Origin of the sequence: Rhodospirillum sp. A1_3_36, assembly GCF_047263945.1 — a bacterium.
Lineage (GTDB): Bacteria > Pseudomonadota > Alphaproteobacteria > Rhodospirillales > Rhodospirillaceae > Rhodospirillum.
Window position 1 is genome coordinate 996,555 of sequence record NZ_JBLAVB010000001.1, and the last position, 17,122, is coordinate 1,013,676.

At 59.9% G+C, this 17,122-nt stretch carries 15 protein-coding genes; 9 read left to right on the forward strand and 6 right to left on the reverse strand.

Going from position 1 to position 17,122, the window contains the following annotated elements; translation table 11 throughout:
- Positions 1–29: 29 nt before the first annotated feature.
- The 5 genes from ACLIRY_RS04330 to ACLIRY_RS04350 all read left to right on the forward strand — a co-directional run bounded on the left by ACLIRY_RS04330 (position 30) and on the right by ACLIRY_RS04350 (position 4,243).
- Complete coding sequence (locus ACLIRY_RS04330; protein WP_413204109.1) at positions 30–857, forward strand: ABC transporter permease; 828 nt, start codon at positions 30–32, stop codon at positions 855–857.
- Positions 854–1,666, forward strand: a complete 813-nt coding sequence (locus ACLIRY_RS04335; RefSeq protein ID WP_413204110.1) for an ATP-binding cassette domain-containing protein — start codon at positions 854–856, stop codon at positions 1,664–1,666. Before ACLIRY_RS04330 ends, ACLIRY_RS04335 begins: the two co-directional genes overlap by 4 nt.
- Before the next feature lie 73 nt (positions 1,667–1,739).
- Complete coding sequence (locus ACLIRY_RS04340) at positions 1,740–2,993, forward strand: agmatinase family protein (RefSeq protein ID WP_413204111.1); 1,254 nt, start codon at positions 1,740–1,742, stop codon at positions 2,991–2,993.
- Between the two features lie 161 nt (positions 2,994–3,154).
- On the forward strand, positions 3,155–3,523 hold the full coding sequence (locus tag ACLIRY_RS04345; protein WP_413204112.1) for a hypothetical protein: 369 nt from the start codon (positions 3,155–3,157) through the stop codon (positions 3,521–3,523).
- 318 nt (positions 3,524–3,841) lie between these two features.
- Positions 3,842–4,243: an acyl-CoA thioesterase gene (locus ACLIRY_RS04350; protein ID WP_413204113.1), complete on the forward strand. Its 402-nt coding sequence runs from the start codon at positions 3,842–3,844 to the stop codon at positions 4,241–4,243.
- 267 nt (positions 4,244–4,510) lie between these two features.
- Here the strand turns inward: ACLIRY_RS04350 and menD are convergent, their stop codons facing one another.
- Complete coding sequence (gene menD / locus ACLIRY_RS04355) at positions 4,511–6,448, reverse strand: 2-succinyl-5-enolpyruvyl-6-hydroxy-3-cyclohexene-1-carboxylic-acid synthase (RefSeq protein ID WP_413204114.1); 1,938 nt, start codon at positions 6,446–6,448, stop codon at positions 4,511–4,513.
- A gap of 587 nt (positions 6,449–7,035) precedes the next feature.
- Here menD and ACLIRY_RS04360 point away from each other — a divergent pair.
- The 3 genes from ACLIRY_RS04360 (at position 7,036) to ACLIRY_RS04370 (ending at position 10,687) form a co-directional block, all read left to right on the forward strand.
- Positions 7,036–7,980: a DctP family TRAP transporter solute-binding subunit gene (locus tag ACLIRY_RS04360; protein ID WP_413204194.1), complete on the forward strand. Its 945-nt coding sequence runs from the start codon at positions 7,036–7,038 to the stop codon at positions 7,978–7,980.
- Between the two features lie 112 nt (positions 7,981–8,092).
- The gene (locus tag ACLIRY_RS04365) at positions 8,093–10,135 is read left to right on the forward strand and encodes a methyl-accepting chemotaxis protein (protein ID WP_413204115.1); all 2,043 of its coding nucleotides are present in this window, start codon (positions 8,093–8,095) and stop codon (positions 10,133–10,135) included.
- Between the two features lie 60 nt (positions 10,136–10,195).
- Entirely contained in the window at positions 10,196–10,687 is a 492-nt protein-coding gene (locus tag ACLIRY_RS04370; protein ID WP_413204116.1) for a cupin domain-containing protein, read from the forward strand.
- A gap of 434 nt (positions 10,688–11,121) precedes the next feature.
- Here the strand turns inward: ACLIRY_RS04370 and ACLIRY_RS04375 are convergent, their stop codons facing one another.
- From ACLIRY_RS04375 to cysG, 5 genes are read right to left on the reverse strand one after another with little or no spacing between them, the layout of a single operon-like run.
- Positions 11,122–11,856: a phosphoadenylyl-sulfate reductase gene (locus ACLIRY_RS04375; protein ID WP_413204117.1), complete on the reverse strand. Its 735-nt coding sequence runs from the start codon at positions 11,854–11,856 to the stop codon at positions 11,122–11,124.
- Positions 11,853–12,434, reverse strand: coding sequence for a DUF934 domain-containing protein (locus ACLIRY_RS04380; RefSeq protein WP_413204118.1), 582 nt, complete (start codon positions 12,432–12,434; stop codon positions 11,853–11,855). The genes ACLIRY_RS04375 and ACLIRY_RS04380 overlap by 4 nt, the downstream gene beginning before the upstream one ends.
- Positions 12,415–14,085: a nitrite/sulfite reductase gene (locus ACLIRY_RS04385; protein ID WP_413204119.1), complete on the reverse strand. Its 1,671-nt coding sequence runs from the start codon at positions 14,083–14,085 to the stop codon at positions 12,415–12,417. Before ACLIRY_RS04385 ends, ACLIRY_RS04380 begins: the two co-directional genes overlap by 20 nt.
- A gap of 3 nt (positions 14,086–14,088) precedes the next feature.
- Positions 14,089–14,388: a DUF2849 domain-containing protein gene (locus ACLIRY_RS04390; RefSeq protein ID WP_413204120.1), complete on the reverse strand. Its 300-nt coding sequence runs from the start codon at positions 14,386–14,388 to the stop codon at positions 14,089–14,091.
- Positions 14,389–14,394: 6 nt separating this feature from the next.
- Positions 14,395–15,930 (reverse strand): siroheme synthase CysG, encoded by a 1,536-nt coding sequence (gene cysG, locus ACLIRY_RS04395; protein WP_413204121.1) that lies wholly within the window; start codon positions 15,928–15,930, stop codon positions 14,395–14,397.
- Between the two features lie 315 nt (positions 15,931–16,245).
- Here cysG and ACLIRY_RS04400 point away from each other — a divergent pair, with 315 nt between their 5' ends.
- The gene (locus ACLIRY_RS04400; protein ID WP_413204122.1) at positions 16,246–16,755 is read left to right on the forward strand and encodes a TetR/AcrR family transcriptional regulator; all 510 of its coding nucleotides are present in this window, start codon (positions 16,246–16,248) and stop codon (positions 16,753–16,755) included.
- The last annotated feature ends 367 nt before the right edge of the window (positions 16,756–17,122 follow it).

Genomic DNA, 17,122 nt, shown 5'->3' on the forward strand with positions numbered 1-17,122 from the left:
ACCTCCCGCCCATCAGGAGTGCCGTTGCCATGCGTTTGATCAACCGTAAGCCCTCCCGATCCTTGGCCGTTGTTCTGGCCCTTCTGCCTTTCCTCGCCCTGCTGCTGGCCTATATGGCCGGGTCGGCGGCGCGACTGGCGGACAATCCCGCAGACAAGCTGTTGCCAGCCCTCACCAAGGTCGCAGAGTCTGCGGTTCGGCTGGCGACGGAAGAGGACAAGCGCTCCGGAGCCGTGCTCCTTTGGGCGGACACGGGGGCCAGTCTGGCCCGCCTGGGGATGGGGATGGGTCTCTCCATCGCCCTGGGCTTGGTGGTGGGCATGCTCACAGGGCTTCTGCCCCATGCCCGGGCGGGTCTGGCTCCCTTCGTTGCCATCCTCTCCCTCATCCCCCCCCTGGCGATCCTGCCCATCCTGCTGATCGTCTTTGGCCTGGGAGAACTGTCCAAGGTCGCCCTGATTGTCGTGGGCATCACGCCTTTCCTGATCCGCGACATGTCCCAAAGAGCCATGGAGGTCCCGCCCGAACAATTGGTGAAGGCCCAGACCCTGGGAGCCTCCTCCTGGGTTCTGGCGGTTCGGGTGGTCCTGCCCCAGGTCCTGCCGCGCCTGATCCAGGCCACTCGGCTAGCCCTGGGACCGGCTTGGCTGTTCCTCATCGCCGCCGAAGCCATCGCGGCCACCGAGGGCTTGGGGTACCGGATCTTCCTGGTTCGGCGCTACCTCGCCATGGATGTGATCCTGCCTTACGTTATCTGGATCACCCTCCTCGCCTTCTGCCTCGACTGGGGCTTGCGGACATTGTCGCGCAAGGCCTTCCCCTGGTCGCTCACCGAGCCGGGGGGAGATGCACCATGAGCGTCAGCAAAAGTTACGTCACCGTGCGAAACGTCTTCCAGGCCTACCAGGGCCGCCCCATCCTGGAACGGGTCAATCTGGACGTGGCGGAAGGAGCCTTCGTCTCCATTGTCGGAGCTTCGGGCTGTGGCAAATCCACCTTCTTGCGCCTTCTTCTCGCCCAGGAACGCCCGACCCATGGAGAGATCCGTGTCGCCGGGGCACCGCCTGCGGTGGAGCCTGGACGGGATCGGGGCGTGGTCTTCCAACGGTACAGCGTCTTCCCCCATATGACCGTTCGAAACAACCTGATTGCCGCCGAAGAGTTCTCCGGCGTCACCTTGGGGGAGCGCCTTCTGGGTCGCTTGCGGGGGGCTCCGCGACGGGCCGCAGCCGAACGGGCCGACGCCGTTCTCCACCGTATTGGCCTGGGACACATGGCCGAAGCCTATCCCGCAGCTCTCTCCGGCGGCATGCAGCAACGTTTGGCCATCGCCCAAGCCTTGATGGCCAAGCCCCGGATCCTCCTGCTCGACGAACCTTTCGGTGCCCTGGATCCGGGCACACGGCTGTCCATGCACGACTTTGTCAGCGACCTACGCGCCGAAACCAACCTGACCATCTTCATGGTCACCCATGACCTTGCAGAGGGCTTCAAATTGGGAGACCGGGTCCTGGTCTTCGACAAACCCCGGTGGGACCCCCACGACCCCCAAGCCTATGGGGCCACCATCACCTATGACTTCGACGCCCGAAATGGCGGGGTTCCCTACCAAGCCCTTGGTTTGACGGACCACACGACCGCCCCTCCCGAACTGTTGCATCAATAAGCCCAACAGCCTCCTGGGGCGGTGGTCCGCGTGATCCGCGCCCCTCCCCAGGCCCTGAACGAGGAGACCATCCATGCTACCATCCCTGTCCCTTGGACATCGTGCCAAGTCCACCCCCCAGACCGCACAAGTGCGTCTTCTGCGCGAAAAGCGGTTCCACCATCCCGACCTGTCCCACCTACAGGGCTGGAAGTCCATGCGCGCCGAGGCCGACCTGCCTGGCACCGCCTGGGAGAAGGAGCGTCAATGGGCGCTCCGCATGGGCCTGACCGGCGCCGACAGCATCGAGGATAAGACCATCCCCACCTTTGCCCGCGGGGAGTTGCCCCATTACGCGGGCATCAACACCTTTCTGAAGGCCCCCTACGCCGAAGACGCGACCGAGGTCGGCCAATACGATGCTACGATCCTGGGCGCCCCCTTCGACGGCGGCACGACCTACCGTCCCGGCACGCGTTTTGGACCGCAGGGCGTGCGCAAGATCAGCGCGCTCTACACGCCCTATAACTACGAAATGAGCGTCGACCTGCGCGAACAGATGACCCTGTGTGACGCGGGAGACATCTTTACCATCCCGGCGAACCTGGAAAAGACCTTCGACCAGATCAGCCGAGCCTGCTCCCATGTGTTCTCCTCCGGCTCCATGCCGGTGATCATCGGCGGCGACCATTCCATCGGCTTCCCCACGGTGCGCGGCATCGCCGAATGCACATCGAAGCGCATCGGCATCGTCCATTTCGACCGTCATGCCGATATCCAGGAGAAAGACCTGGACGAGCGCATGCACACCACCCCCTGGTTCCACGCCACCAACCTGCCCAATGTGAGCCCGACAAACCTGGTGCAGATCGGTATCGGCGGCTGGCAGGTCCCGCGCGAGGCCGTCGCGGTGGCACGGGAGCGGAACACCAACATCATCACCCTGTCCGACGTGGAACGGATGGGCATCGACAAGACCGCTGAACTGGCGCTCGAACTGGCATGGAAGGACGTGGACATGGTCTACCTGTCCTTCGACATCGATTGCATCGATTGCGGCTTCGTCCCCGGTACCGGCTGGCCAGAACCCGGCGGCTTCCTGCCCCGCGAAGTCCTTTCTCTGGTGTCCAAGATCGCCGCAGAAGGGTTGTGCGGCATGGAACTGGTGGAAGTCTCCCCGCCCTACGACACCTCCGACATCACCGCCCTGATGGGAACACGGGTCATTGTTGACGTGCTGGGGACCATGGTGGCCAACGGGGTGATGGGCAAACACAAGGGCCATATCGACAAGCCCGTGACGATTCCCCATGGGGACTTCTCCGGCAAGCGATGGGGGAACCAATGAGTCGGATCCAAATGTCTGTCCACAGGCACGATGGCGACCACGACCACGACCACGGACCTGTCCATGTCCATGTCCATGGACAGGATCACGGGCACTCCCATGATCATGGGCACCCCCATCACGGGCCGGGGGCCGGACATAACCGGAACGCAGCGCCGCCAATGCACCTGCATTCTCACATGGAGCCGGAAGACGAGGCGGAGGAGCTGCGGCTCCTCACCTCCCAGTTCATTGACGGCTTTCGCAGTGCCAAAGACAAGGCGGCCTATCTGCGCCTCGCCGGTGTTCCCCTAGAGATCGCAGACGACGCAGGAGGCCCTCCGCTCAAGCTGGTGGATCTGTCCCTGAAAACGGAATGGCAAGTGGGCACGGCAAGCCCTTCGTTTGGCAGCCGTGAGCTCTCCTACCTCCCCTTTCCCGGTGCCATGATCCAGGAGAGAGAGAACTTCCACTTCATCTACGTCTCCCTCGACCGCCGGGTGGATCGTGACCTCCGACTCTTCATACGAGAGCGAATGGCAGAAGGTTAGACTGCTCCGAGATCAAGCTCGGCCATTTTTGGCCCAACTTGATCTCCAAGGCACCCTAAAATCTATATATACTCAGTGTCCTTGAAAATCCGGAAACCCTGCTTCGCAGGTGCTGGGCTCTGCCCAGACCCGCAAAGGCTCACCGACCCTTTGATCCCATTGGTAAAAAAGCGAATGGGGGTCCGGGGCCTCAGGCCCCGGTGGGGGGCGGGGCAAAGCCCCGCATTTTTCGGTTTTTCAAGGAGACAGAGTATAACGAGACTGGAACGGGCTTTCAGCCCGAGGGTGAACGACCAACGAACCAGAGAAAGCCAGAAGATGACCGAACTGCCCCAAACGATTTCGACGAACCAACTCGTTATCCGGACCATCGCGATGCCAGCAGACACCAACCCAGCGGGCGATATTTTCGGAGGCTGGCTGATGGCCCAGATGGATTTGGCTGCGGGCAACATGGCTGCCCAGGTGGCACGGGGCCGGTCGGCGACCGTCGCGGCGGAAGCAATGTCTTTCCTCCGCCCGGTCAAGGTCGGAGACGAGGTCTCGATGTACGCCAGCCTGCTCTCGACGGGCAGAACCTCCATGCGGATCTACGTCGAGGCTTGGCGCCGGGACCGCTATGCGGTGGACCGCGAGAAAGTGACCCACGCCACCTTTACCTTCGTGGCCATCGACGAAGAGGGAAATTCACGCGCCCTGCCCTCAAAAGAGAAGACCTAATACCAAAGTGCGGTGAGTTTGACTCACCGCACTTTGGAAGCGGCCCCCTTGAAAGAGGCCAAGTGGCCGCCGCGCCTTCTGGCGCGGTAAAGCCTGCGTGGCACTTGGGGCGTAGCGGCGCCACAGGCGCCACCGCCAGAAAAGTGGCGTGGGTCCAACCCGCGATGCTTGGTATAAAGGGCTGTGGGGAAGCCCCGCCTCCCCACCGGAGATCCGGGGGAGCTCAGGTGTGATCGACGATCGACACCCGTTCCCGTCACCCCGGCATTATGCGGCGATGGTCCGGATCCGATCCCGTTCATCGGCCAACAAATCGAGCAGGCCGGATGCCCCTTCCTCTTCAAGCACCTTATGGATGGCCGCACGGCCATGGCTTTGAAAGACCGCGTCGATGTCACTGGCGGCCCGCCAGAAGGCCTTGTGCTTGGCCACACTGATCCGACGGTCGATCACCGCCTCGATCACGCAGGGGCCATCGCCTCCGGATGCGTCCTCGAGAGCCTCCTCGAAGCCGTCCAAATCGGTGGGACTCCAGTGACGCCACCCAGCGGCCCGCGCCGCCAAACCAATGTCCATTGTCGAAGGTGCAAGAAAGTCCTCATATTCGGGGATACCCGCCGTCGGGAGGTAATCAAAGATTGCTCCTCCGCCATTGTTGAGCACCACCAGAGTGACGTTCATCCCTTGGGCCAATTGCAGACTGCCTATGTCATGGGCAAAAGCCGTGTCGCCGATCATCGCCAAGGTCGGCTTGCCCGGTTGGGCCGCAGCGATCCCCAGAAGGGTCGCGATCGATCCATCGATACCGTTCGTCCCGCGGTTCGCGAGCAAGCGGAACGATTTGGACACCGTGCCCGAGAAGCTGTCGAAATCCCGGATGCTCATGGAATTGCCCGAAAACAAGATGCTATCCGGCGTCACCGCTTCAACCAAATGCCGAACGATGGGTGCTTCCCACAGGCTGTCCTCGCTGGAGGCCCCGACCAACTGGTCAATGTATCCCTCAGCGGCCACGAAGGCCGCCAGCCAATCTGCAGGGGCCGCTTTGACTTGGCCCCTTGCTGTAATTCCCCGACAGAAGGATGCCGGATCGGAGCGCAGAAGGCGTGTCACGCGCAACAGGGGGTCCGCCCAGCGGACACTCGGATCAACCACGATATAATCTGTGGCCCGGGTCTCCTCCAACCAGCTCAAGACCGGTTTCGCCGTAGGAGGACCGCCAAAACTGATAACCCAATCCGGTTGGAACGCACCGGCGAATTCCCTCGACCGCAGGAATGAATCGGCCCGAGAAAAGACATGCACATCCTCAGGCACACCAAATCGCAGGTTGCTCAGTGGGTCTGTAATAATCGGGCAGCCGGTCGCCCGAGCCAAATCATGGACAGCCCCGGGGAAGTCCGCATTGTCGATTTCTGTCGCACCACAGACGATCACGCCACGCCGTCCAGAGATCGTCCCGGCAACATCCAAGATGTCCTCAAGCGCCGGACGGATCAGCGACCGGGTGGTGGCCGGGGGCACGGTGACGACTGGTTTGGTGCGGGTCTTGGGCACCAGGGGATCCCGAAAGGGCATGTTGAGATGAACCGGCCCCGGCGACGGCCACAGGCTCTGTTCATAGATCCGCGAGGCCAGCGGCGGCAGGGATCCGATACTTCCGTCGGGCAAAGGAAGATGGTGGGATGCCCGGGTGTGGGGACCGAACACACGGACCTGATCGATGGCTTGGGCCGAACACCGGTCCTGATTCTCCGGCGCGCGATCCGCAGTCAGCAGGATCAACGGCGTCATACCGGCCGAAGCCTCCATGACCGCCGGATACCAATGGCCAACAGCCGACCCGGAAGTGCAAATGAGAATCACAGGCTTTCGAGTTGCCCGGGCCAGTCCCAGTGCATGAAACGCAGCGGAACGTTCATCAATGACGACTCGTGTTGTCAGATCCGCGTTTGCCCGGCAAGCCAAGGCCAAGGGAGCCATTTGGGCGCCCGGAGACATGACCGCATGCGCCACCCCATTTGCAACCAGAGAGTCGATCAGAACGGCGGCCCAGCGGAAGTTCAATTCCGCGTCGGCTTGGACAAGACCGCGAAAGGTTGTGTTATCCACTTCAGCGCGGATGGAGGGGAAAGAGGAACAATCGACGTCATGAACCGGCGTCAAACCAAAAGCATCCTTTCCCGAGGACTTGATGTCGCCCACAGCATTAACTCCAGTTTTTAGTAAAGAGCTGACTTTTTGAGCGATTCGGATAAGGCAGAGCACCCTGTTAAGATCCAATTCGCCATATGACTGTTTTCCGCAGTCCACTGCGTAAAATCAATAGGATTTAAACCAAAGAATAATATATCGGAAAAAATACCGTATTCCGCGTATGGTCGCCTGACAGATTGTTTCGGATTCGTTCTTTGTTCCGCCTTCACAGGCTATCTCAACGTGGAAGATGGAGTCGCGAGTTTTGATGTGAATTTGTGCTGGAGTCGCAACAAAATGGCACAGCTCAAGAATTTTTTCCTCCCCTTGCACCGGTATCCAGCCGATCACCCAGGAAACAACTAACCACTTTTAGACTCCTAGAGTTCCCGCGCAAATTTCGACCCCGCGCCCCAACCCTCCCAATATCGGATCCATCCCAGAGTACCACACAGCACCAATGGCAACCTCAAGCGGCGGAAATCTGCAATTGTGGTAAGAATATTATGGGAGTACCAAGTCGGTTGTACACTCACATCGTCCATACGTGGGAGGCGAAATTGAAGCGCTTTTTTTATATGCTCACTGCTGTTGCCATGGCTTTTGCCACAACGCAGGCAAATGCAACCGAAACACTTAAGATAGGCCACGTACTACCAAAAGGCTCGCAATTCAGCGAAGCCATCAAGGTCATGAACGAAGAATTGGCCAAGCGGACCAATGGGGCCTACCAACTGGAAGAATACCCCGCCAGTGCCCTGGGATCGGGAGCCGCCGTTCTTGACGCAGTGCGCCTTGGAACCGTTGATATGGTCATGTCCTCCTCTGGTGGGGCCCTGTCGACCTTCAATCCCAAGGTTGGCATCCTCGATCTGATGATGTTGTTCCGGGGACCGGCCCATGCCGACGCCGTCCTTGACGGTCCCATCGGTCAGAACTTGCTGGAAACCTTCAAGGATCAAGACACCGTCGGCCTCGCGTGGGGGGAAAACGGGTTCCGTCAGCTCACAAACTCCGTTCACCCGGTCAAAGAGCCGGCCGACCTCAAAGGTCTCAAAATCCGCCTGACCGCGAGCGAGATCTACAAGGCCGCCTTCTCGACCCTGGGCGCTGAGACATTTTCCCTTCCGTTCTCCCAGCTTTACCCTGCCCTGCAGAGCGGCAAGGCCGATGGCCAGGAAAACCCCGTCACCACCATCGTCGGATCGAACCTCCAAGAGGTTCAAAAGTACATTACCCTGTCCAACCACACCTATGCCCCGGCAGTCATTCTGATTAACAAAGATCTGTTTGATGAATTTCCCGCCGAAGTACAGGAAGCCTTCGTGACCTCTGCCAAAATCGGCGGCCAAGCCTCAAGGGACTTTGTGCGGAAGCGCGATATCGAGGGGCTAGAGGTTCTGAAAAAATCTGGGATCGAGATCGTTTCGCCGGAAGAATTCGACCGCACAGCATTCGAAGAGGCCCTGAAGCCTTTCTATGACACCTATGCCAAGCAGTTCGGCATGGAGAACATCGAAGCGATTCGGAACGTCAAGTAAGGCCACCCAAACGTTTTCGCAAACAGAGAAGGTGCGAAGCCCGCGTTTCCTGCGAGCTTCGCACCTTCGCCACCGAGTGCTGGTCCAAGTCGCCTGGTAGAAAGTACGTACCATGAACGATACCGCTCTTTTTCGAGGCAATTTTTCACGCCTCAAGGTTCGCCAAAAAATCTCCCTCGGTTTCGTGGTTGTTCTTCTTCTGATCGCCGTGCTAGGCGTCCAATTCGTCCGATCCGTCGGTACCATTGACGAGCACCTGAATCGGGTCATGTCAACGGGACGGGAGGCCATGGAAACGGCACGGCTTGCACAGCGAAGCGAGCGCCTTGACCGCATTGTCCTGAATTACATCGTACTTAAGACCGAAAATTCCCTGGCAGATGCCCAAAAGGAGTTGAGCGACTTCGAAGCGTCCCTGAGCAAGCTCGGCCAACTGTCCGCCGAGGACCAGGCCGGAGCCGACGTGGAGAAGCAACTCGCCATCATTCGACAGGCCGCAGAAACCTACCGGTCGGCATTCGAGCAAATTGTAACCGCTGTCAACACCAGACTAGACGGCCAAAAACAAACCGACCTTGCCGGAACGCAACTCAATACCACGATCATGGCTGTCGTCAGTCTCGCCTTATCCAAGGAAGAGGGCCCAGTCCAGGACGACGCCTTGCGTTTGCTTCAGGCCCTGCAGGCCAGCCGTATGGCAACCGCTCGGTATCTCACCACATCAGATCCCAACGAGGCCACAACGGCGACCAATGAACTGAGCCGTGCCAGGGACATCATCGCCAAACTCACCCCCGCTGCCACCAATCGCCGCGTGAAAAAATTCATCGCTTCAATGGCACCTGGAATGGAGAGTTTTTCCAAGGGACTGAAGGCCGTCACCGAGGGCAACCAAACACTCCAAGGGGCCCAATCCGCCAGTCGGCGGGCCCTCGACGCCCTCATGGCGGCCGTGGAGACCGTCGTCCACACCTTCGGCAGTGCGCAGAAGGGCGCCCAATCCGAGGCCCGGACCGTGGTTGATGATGGTCAAACCCAAGCGATCGTCACACCCGCTTTGGGTATCGCCTTAGGGATCATTTTCGCTTTTTTAATTGGTCGATCCATCGCCCGTCCCGTCCGCGCTCTCACCCAAGCCATGGTGACCTTGGCCGAAGGAGACACAGGGCAAGCCATTCCAGCCACTGAGCGCCGCGATGAAATCGGCGACATGGCCCGTGCGGTTCAAGTCTTCAAGGACAATGCCATCGAAGTGGAACGCTTGCGGACCGCGCATGAGCAAGCGCGGGAGCGGGCCGAAGCAGACAAGCGCAAGGCCATGAACGATCTGGCCCAAAACTTCGAAAACACCGTCATGGATGTGGTGCATAGCGTGGTCCGGGAAGCTGAGGCTGTCCAAGGCAACGCCCAAACTGTTGACAACATTTCCATAAAGACCCGCGAGCACGCCACCCAAGGAGCCGCAGCAACCGAGGAGGCCAGCGTCAACGTCAACTTGGTGGCCGCAGCCGTCGAACAGTTAACCGGCTCAGTCGCCAGCATCAGTTCCCAGGTCGCGGAGTCCACCACAATCGCCGGTTCAGCGGTTGCCGAAGCGCAACAAACGGATCACTTGGTCATTAGTCTGACCGAAGCTGCCACACGCATCGGGGATGTCGTTCACCTCATTCACAACATTGCGTCCCAAACCAACCTGCTTGCTCTCAACGCCACCATTGAGGCCGCCCGCGCCGGGGATGCGGGCAAGGGATTCGCCATTGTCGCCAACGAGGTGAAGACCTTGGCCAATCAGACATCATCGGCGACCGAAGAGATCGGCGTTCAAGTGGAAGCCATCCAATCCGCGACCCAAAACGCGGTCGGCGCAATCCGGCATATCGCGGACACCATCCGCCGCATGAACGATATCGCCGGGGAAATTTCCTCCGCCATGGAAGAACAGTTCGAAGCAACCCGGGAGATTGGCCAAAGCCTGCAACAGGCGGCTGTCGGAACCTCCGACGTGGCCCGTACCATCACCGATGTCATGCATCAGGTGACGGAGTCAGGAAGTGCCGCAGACAGCTTGTTGGGCAGTGCCGCGACTCTCTCCCAACAAACCAGCATTCTTCGACACGAAGTGAATGCCTTTACCGGGCGCATTCGATCTGCCTGACCCCTTTCCTGGGCCACAACCCGGGTATTCACGCCCATCACAGAAAAAAGGATGGAAATAATGCCTTCATTCACAGCCAGATTGCGTCCGAGGCTCGTCCTCGCGGGGGCCGTCATGCTGCTTTCCGCCTGTGCCGCAACCGAGCCCCCAGAAACGGAACCTGCGAGCATAAGCAGTGTCATCCTGCTCAAAACATCGACGCATGGAGATGGAGTCCCGCTTGTCTATCCCACGGGAACGCCCTTGATCACCTCTCGGATCACGACCTTCCCGCCCCACTCCAAAACCTCTGTCCATCGCCATCTGGTTCCCTTGTACGCGTATATTCTAGAGGGGGAATTGACCATTCAGCCGGAAGGGGAACCACCCCGTATTTTCAAGAAAGGGGATGCTTTCATGGAGACAACGGGGTGGCATTACGGGGAGAACAAGACGGATAAGCCGCTTAAACTCCTCGCCGTTTATGCGGGTGAAGTGGGTGTTCCCCTGGCCGTCCGCAAGGACGCTCCCTCCCCCGACGGCGAATCCACCCCAAAGACAGGAGCTTACTAGAGTAAGCCGAGATCAAGTTGGGTCGCTTTGCGACCAAACTTGATCTCGAAGATACTCTAAAACCTATAGAACGAGAGTGAAACTTGGCCAGCTTGTGCCAAGCTGGCCAAGACTTATAGTACACGACAGGGAAAGGCCGTCACGGGGCTTTGCCTGTCGTGTACCGCTGGGGCCGAAAGGCCGCAAACTATGATCTTTGGCCAAAAGGCCCCAGACCCCGTGCTCTTATTGATAAAAGAGAAATGGGGGTTTGGGGGCATTGGCCCCCAAATGGGCTTGGGCTATCGCCCAAAAAAGACGAGACACTGGCGTGTACCCTGGGCGACCATACAGGCAGTGAAAACTTGGGCACTCCGCCTCTTTGAGATCCCGACTTAGAGAGCCTTCGAGATCAAGTTGGGCCAAAAAATGGCCCAACTTGATCTCGGAGCACTCTAGCAACCTTGAGCTTTCTTCATCGGCATAGCCGAGGCGGTCGGCAAATGGATGCCACATTCGGTCTTGCCCTTACCGGCCCAACGTCCCGAGCGAAAGTCCGATGAATTGGCGGCCCGATCGGTGCAAGGCATGCAGCCAACGGACAAAAAACCGTCTTCCCACAGGGGGTGTCTCGGCAGATCATGGACGGCATGGTAGGCCTCAACCTCCTCCGCGCCCCAGCGGGCGAGTGGAGTCACCTTGACCATATAGCCGTCAGCTTCGGCGATGGGCAGGGCCTCCCGGCCTTCCCCGTGATGGCCCTTACGACCATTAATCCAGCAGTCGAACTCCTCAAGCGCTTTGCGCAAGGGCAGCACCTTGCGGAGGTAACAACAGCGGTCCGGGTCATGGGAGAACAGCATCATGTCCGGATCTTCCCGGGCAATCTCCTTCTCCGGACCCAGAGTACGCACATCCGTCAACCCCAGGCGCTCCACCATCTTGTCCCGGTGGCGCAGGGTTTCGCCGAACAGGCGCCCGGTGTCCATGAACAGCACAGGAGTAGAGGCATCAATGTTGGCCACCATGTGCAACAGCACCGCTGCTTCGGTTCCGAAGGAGGAGACCAGAGCCGTGCGGCCTTTATACGCCCGGGTCAACACATCCTCCAGGATCGCTTCAGCCGTACTGGAGACATGGCGCCCAACCAGATAATCAATCGCCTGGGAAACGTCGACTTCCGCCGTCATGCCACAATCTCCTTCTCAATGCCGGTGGAACAGCGCTCGGCTTCCGTCTTGGCGACGATGGAGCGGCGCTCGGCCCAAATAGCGGGACGACCATCCCCGGCGTGCTGATACACATGCCGGAAGCGAGACAAGGCCGCATTCACAGCCTCTTCCGTCAAGGTGTCCTTCGGATCAATTGCGTCGAAACCGCAACGGACCATCAGCGGCACTTGGTCGATTTTAACATCTCCCAAGGCGCGCAATTCTCCGCCAAAACCGTGGCGCTCCCGCAGTAAACGGGCGCTGGAATAGGCCCGGCCATCGGTAAAAGCAGGAAAGGCCAGGCCGATAACCGGCAACCGCGCCATATCCTCGGCGAGGGTGGGGCCCCAGTCCTCGGGGCTCTCATCACTCGCCAGCCAGACCCCCACGGACAATCCCGCATCAATCAAACCCAACCGCTCCTCAAGCCAACGGGATAGGGGGACAAGCACCGTCACCCCGTTGTCGGGATAGGGGGTTGGAAAGGCATCTTCCGCACCGAGAACGGGAAAGACTTCGGCCTCTCGGACCGGAAAATCAAGCCGAAGTGGGGCCATGGAGCGCCTCCTTGAACGGGGTAATGCCAACGCGGCGGAAGGTGTCAATGAACGTTTCGGACCCCTCGCGGAGCTCCATATAGGCCTCGACCACGGTTTCCACCGCGTCGACGATGCCTTCGGCAGAAAAGCCCCGCCCGGTCTGCTGTGCCACCGCAGCGCGTTCGTCTGCGGCGCCACCCAAAACCAACTGGTAGGCCTCGTCCCCGGCCTTCTCAAGACCCAGAATGCCAATATTGCCCGCGTGGTGGTGCCCGCAGGCATTGATGCAGCCGCTGATGTTCAAGGTGACCGGACCAATATCTTGAATCCGTGTCATGTCCTTGAACCGGGCGCTGATCTCCTGAGCGATGGGAATGGACCGGGCCGTCGCAAGCGCGCAGTAGTCCAGGCCCGGGCAGGCAATGATGTCGCCCATATGACCCACGTTCGGCGTCTCCAGCCCGACGGCCTGAAGGGCCAACCACAAGGCATGGAGCTGGTCCTGGCGCACATGGGGTAACAGCAGGTTCTGTTCGTGGGTCACCCGCAGAATGCCTTGGGAATACCGGTCCACCAAGTCCGCAACGGCCTCCATTTCGTCTGTGGTGGCATCTCCGGGGATGCCACCAACGGGCTTCAGAGAAATGGTGACACCCGCATAGCCTTCCACCTTATGGGCATGGACGTTGGCGTTCAGCCAGGCGTCAAAGGCCGGATCCTGGGCGCGCAGGTCGGCGACCTCCTGCGCTGTCCCGGTGGAAACCGGAGCATAGTCCAAGGGCGCGAAGTAATCGGTGATCCGCGCAACTTCCTCGGCGGGAACGTCCACGGTGGTCCGCTCCATGGCTTCCCACTCGGCATCGACCTTGGCCCGGAAAGCCTCCACGCCGAGCGCGTCCATGAGAATCTTGATGCGGGCCTTGTACTTGTTGTCCCGGCGTCCCTGCATGTTGTAGGTCCGCAGGATGGCCTCCAGGTAGGACAATAGATGTTCCTTGCGCAGGTCATCGCGTAACAGGCGTCCAACACGTGGGGTACGGCCCATGCCGCCGCCCACATAGACCTTGAAACCGATCTCACCAGAGCCATCCGGCAGAGGGGCCAGTTCCAAGCCAACATCATGGAACTGAACCGCTGCCCGATCCTTGGTAGCACCCGTGATCGCTATCTTAAACTTGCGCGGCAGGAAGGTGAATTCCGGGTGGAAGGTGGACCACTGGCGGATCAGTTCCGCCCAGGGGCGGGGGTCTTCATATTCATCCGCTGCGACACCGGCCAGCGGGTCGCAGGTGGTGTTACGGATGCAGTTTCCACTGGTCTGAATGGCATGCAGACCCACTTCGGCCAATTCCTCCAACACCTTGGGCATGTCGGACAGGGCGATCCAGTTATACTGGATGTTCTGGCGGGTGGTGAAATGCCCATAGCCCTTGTCATAATCCTTGGCGATGCGGGCCATGCGCCGGAGCTGGTTGGCAGACAGCTCGCCATAAGGCACCGCAACCCGCAGCATATAAGCGTGAAGTTGCAAATAGACGCCGTTCATCAGCCGCAGGGGCTTGAACGAGTCTTCGTCGATCTCGCCGGACAGGCGGCGGGCCACCTGGTCCGAGAACTCCCGCGTGCGGTCAGCAACAATGGCGGCGTCGAATTCGTCGTAGCGATACATGGTTCAGTGTGCCTTCGCAGAAGGAGACGTCTTGTAGAGAACCGTTGGCCCTTCGGCTCGAATGCGGTCGCGGATATGGGCGGGCGCACCATCGCTCACTTCGTGGCTGTACACCCCGACCACACCGGAAACTTCATCGGCCTTGGCCAGGACCAGTTCGTCCTCAAGGGACTCGCCGGAAAGCACCAGGGCATCCGAGAAAGCTTCGCTCCAGGTGCATTCGCCACACCGATAGACCACAACCCCATCGGTCAGACGGTTGGCGGAAATGACATGAAGCGCGGGGACAGTCTTTTTGCTCATGGTTGGTTACCCTTGACGCACATAGAAAGGATCGGCGCCCGGTTGGGATCGCCCAGAGGAAAGGTCTGCGGCCCCAAAGGGCACGGGAAAGGACATGTCAGTCCAGGAAGGTTGGGCCGCGCGCGCCGGGCGGTGGGCCGGTATCCGCCCGGCGGCGCGCGCCACCTCGCCCACTAGAAGCAGGCCAGGGGCTTTGGGGTCCCGGTCGCGCAGGTCGGCAACCAGGGACGGCAAGTCAATAAGGGAACCCTGGGCAACGCGTTGGTTCGCGCCTCCCACGTCCATGGCCACAGCCACGGGAGTCTCCGGGGAGAGCCCACCGGAGATCAGGCCAGAAGCGGCCTCCCGCGCCCGGCCCAGGGCCATGTACAAGGCAAGCGTTCCGCCGGTCCGCGCGAGGGCGGACCAGTCGTGCCGCCCCTGATCTCCGGATCGGTCCCCCCGAAGATGGGCCGTGGCCAAGGTTACGGACTGGGCGTGGTCCCGATCAGTCAGCGGGATTCCCATGGTCGCGGCGGCGGCTGAAGCTGCCGTGATGCCCGGGACAATGGCCCAGGGCGTACCCGCTGCGTCCAAGGCTGCGATTTCTTCGGACAAGCGACCAAAGATAGCAGGGTCCCCCCCCTTCAGGCGGACGACCACCCGGCCTCCCTTGGCCTCCCGGACCATCAGGGCACAGATAGCATCCTGATCCATGGAGGGTCGGCCTGCCCGCTTGCCGACGGAAATCCGATTTGCGTCCCGGCGGGCCAGATCCAGCACCCCCTCGCCCACCAAATCGTCATGGATGATCACATCGGCTTCCTGAAGGAGGCGTTGGGCCTTGAGTGTCAGCAGCTCGGGATCACCGGGACCGGCCCCCACAAGATGCACGACGCCCGGATCATTGGCCTCCTCGGCCAGTCCCCGAGTCCCATTTAGAAGACGAAGCGCCAAAGAGCGAGCCCTCGGCGTATCCCCGGCAAGAACCGCGCGGGCCGGTTCTCCATCCATAAACCGCTCCCAGAAGCGGCGGCGGGTGCCCCCATCGGGCAGAGCGCGGGCCACGGCCTCGCGGAAGCCTTCGGCCAAGGTCGCCAAGGCGCCCAGACGACTGGGGAGCAAGCGGTCGATGGCCGCACGTACCCGACGCGCCAGGACCGGCGAGGCCCCCCCTGTTCCGATGGCAACCACCACCGCCCCCCGATCGACAATGGCCGGAGTCAAAAAGTCGCAAAGCTCCGGCCTGTCGACCACATTGACCAGCACACCCCGGCGCCGAGCCTCGGCCGCTACGGCCACATCCAATTCGGTCGAACCGGTGGCCACATAAGCCAAACGAGCCCCCTCCAAATCGACAGGCCGATAGGCGTGGCCCGGCAAGATCGGCTGGTTAAGAGAGGGATCCGCCTCCCATGTCACACCTTCCCCGTCCGGGGCCAGAATGGTCACCCGGGCACCGGCCTTCAGGGCAAGACGGGCCTTGGCCAAGGCCGCAGATGTCGCACCAACGACCACGACCCGGGATTCCGTCAAGGGTAGAAAGATGGGAAAACTGTCCACGCTCGATCCTCCTGGGGAGCACGCGGCGACAAGCACACGTTCGCTCCGGTTATCCTGATTTTTACAGTTCTGGAGTGGATGTCAAGATTTTTATAACACTATTTGTATGTGTTGTTTTTTTAAATAACAGTATATTTATGTTATTTCTCTACTAGGGGTATACACCTACTTGAAGTTTAGCGCGATGACACTGATAAATCACACTTCACCCATCAAGGGAAAAAGGCCTCACCATACAAGGCCTGGGTTTCCTTGACTCATCGGGAAATCCGGAGAGACCCCCTCCCTGGATAGAGCAAAGTCTGGATACTGGCCATGCCTCGCTGGAAACAAAACGACCTGAACTCCGACACACTTTTCCAAAGAAAGCGAAACACGGTAATCCGAGAAGCTGCCAAGACATTCAGTTCGAAAGGATACCACGGAACGTCCTTGGACGAAGTGGCCCGCGTGCTGGGCGTCACCAAGGCTGCGCTCTATTATTACATTCCCAGCAAGCGCGACATTCTTTACGAATGCCTGGTCATCGCCGAAAATATTGGGACAACAGCCCTGGAAAAGGCCCAATCAGAGAGCCCCTCAGGCCTGGGACGCATAACCACCTTCGTCCAAAGCTATGCGAACCAAGCCATGGAAGAAATGGGGGTCTGCCTGCTGATCACAGATCTGGCCGATCTAGAGGAGGACTGCCGCCTCAACATCTCCGCACGACGCGCCGCCCTGCTGCGAGGGCTCATGGATTTCATCGAAGAAGGGCGCAAACAGGGGAATATCAGCCCAAAGTTGACGCGGATATTTCAGCGCACTTCATCCTCAATGCCCTGAACACCCTGCCCCGCTGGGGCAAGACCGTTGCGGAGCAGCGTTCCCTGGATCACATCATTGAGGATATTACGATCCTCATTTCCTCTGGCATGTCCCCATCCGTGAACACCCAGTAATGGCGGTAGGCAAAAAAAGGGGCCGTGGTTGCCCACGGCCCAAGTTTAGGGAGGAAACGTCCAAGAAAGACAGCATAACTGCACGAAGTGCATGGACCGTCATGCTGCGATGCACAATATCGCTGAATCGAAGCCCCTTGTAAAGAGGTTTTTTCGCGCCGCACCATATTTGCGCCCCAGCCGCCCCTCTCACGCCCCAACTGCCAGAGGTCTCGCAGGCCCATCTGTTTAAAGCTCAACCCGAAATAACT

Bases quoted from the DNA above. Each gene is read 5' to 3' on its own strand.
- ACLIRY_RS04330 (WP_413204109.1), top strand. From the start codon at position 30: ATGCGTTTGATCAACCGTAAGCCCTCCCGATCCTTGGCCGTTGTTCTG.
- ACLIRY_RS04335 (WP_413204110.1), top strand. From the start codon at position 854: ATGAGCGTCAGCAAAAGTTACGTCACCGTGCGAAACGTCTTCCAGGCC.
- ACLIRY_RS04340 (WP_413204111.1), top strand. From the start codon at position 1,740: ATGCTACCATCCCTGTCCCTTGGACATCGTGCCAAGTCCACCCCCCAG.
- ACLIRY_RS04345 (WP_413204112.1), top strand. From the start codon at position 3,155: ATGCACCTGCATTCTCACATGGAGCCGGAAGACGAGGCGGAGGAGCTG.
- ACLIRY_RS04350 (WP_413204113.1), top strand. From the start codon at position 3,842: ATGACCGAACTGCCCCAAACGATTTCGACGAACCAACTCGTTATCCGG.
- ACLIRY_RS04360 (WP_413204194.1), top strand. From the start codon at position 7,036: ATGGCTTTTGCCACAACGCAGGCAAATGCAACCGAAACACTTAAGATA.
- ACLIRY_RS04365 (WP_413204115.1), top strand. From the start codon at position 8,093: ATGAACGATACCGCTCTTTTTCGAGGCAATTTTTCACGCCTCAAGGTT.
- ACLIRY_RS04370 (WP_413204116.1), top strand. From the start codon at position 10,196: ATGCCTTCATTCACAGCCAGATTGCGTCCGAGGCTCGTCCTCGCGGGG.
- ACLIRY_RS04375 (WP_413204117.1), bottom strand. From the start codon at position 11,856: ATGACGGCGGAAGTCGACGTTTCCCAGGCGATTGATTATCTGGTTGGG.
- ACLIRY_RS04380 (WP_413204118.1), bottom strand. From the start codon at position 12,434: ATGGCCCCACTTCGGCTTGATTTTCCGGTCCGAGAGGCCGAAGTCTTT.
- ACLIRY_RS04385 (WP_413204119.1), bottom strand. From the start codon at position 14,085: ATGTATCGCTACGACGAATTCGACGCCGCCATTGTTGCTGACCGCACG.
- ACLIRY_RS04390 (WP_413204120.1), bottom strand. From the start codon at position 14,388: ATGAGCAAAAAGACTGTCCCCGCGCTTCATGTCATTTCCGCCAACCGT.
- ACLIRY_RS04400 (WP_413204122.1), top strand. From the start codon at position 16,246: ATGCCTCGCTGGAAACAAAACGACCTGAACTCCGACACACTTTTCCAA.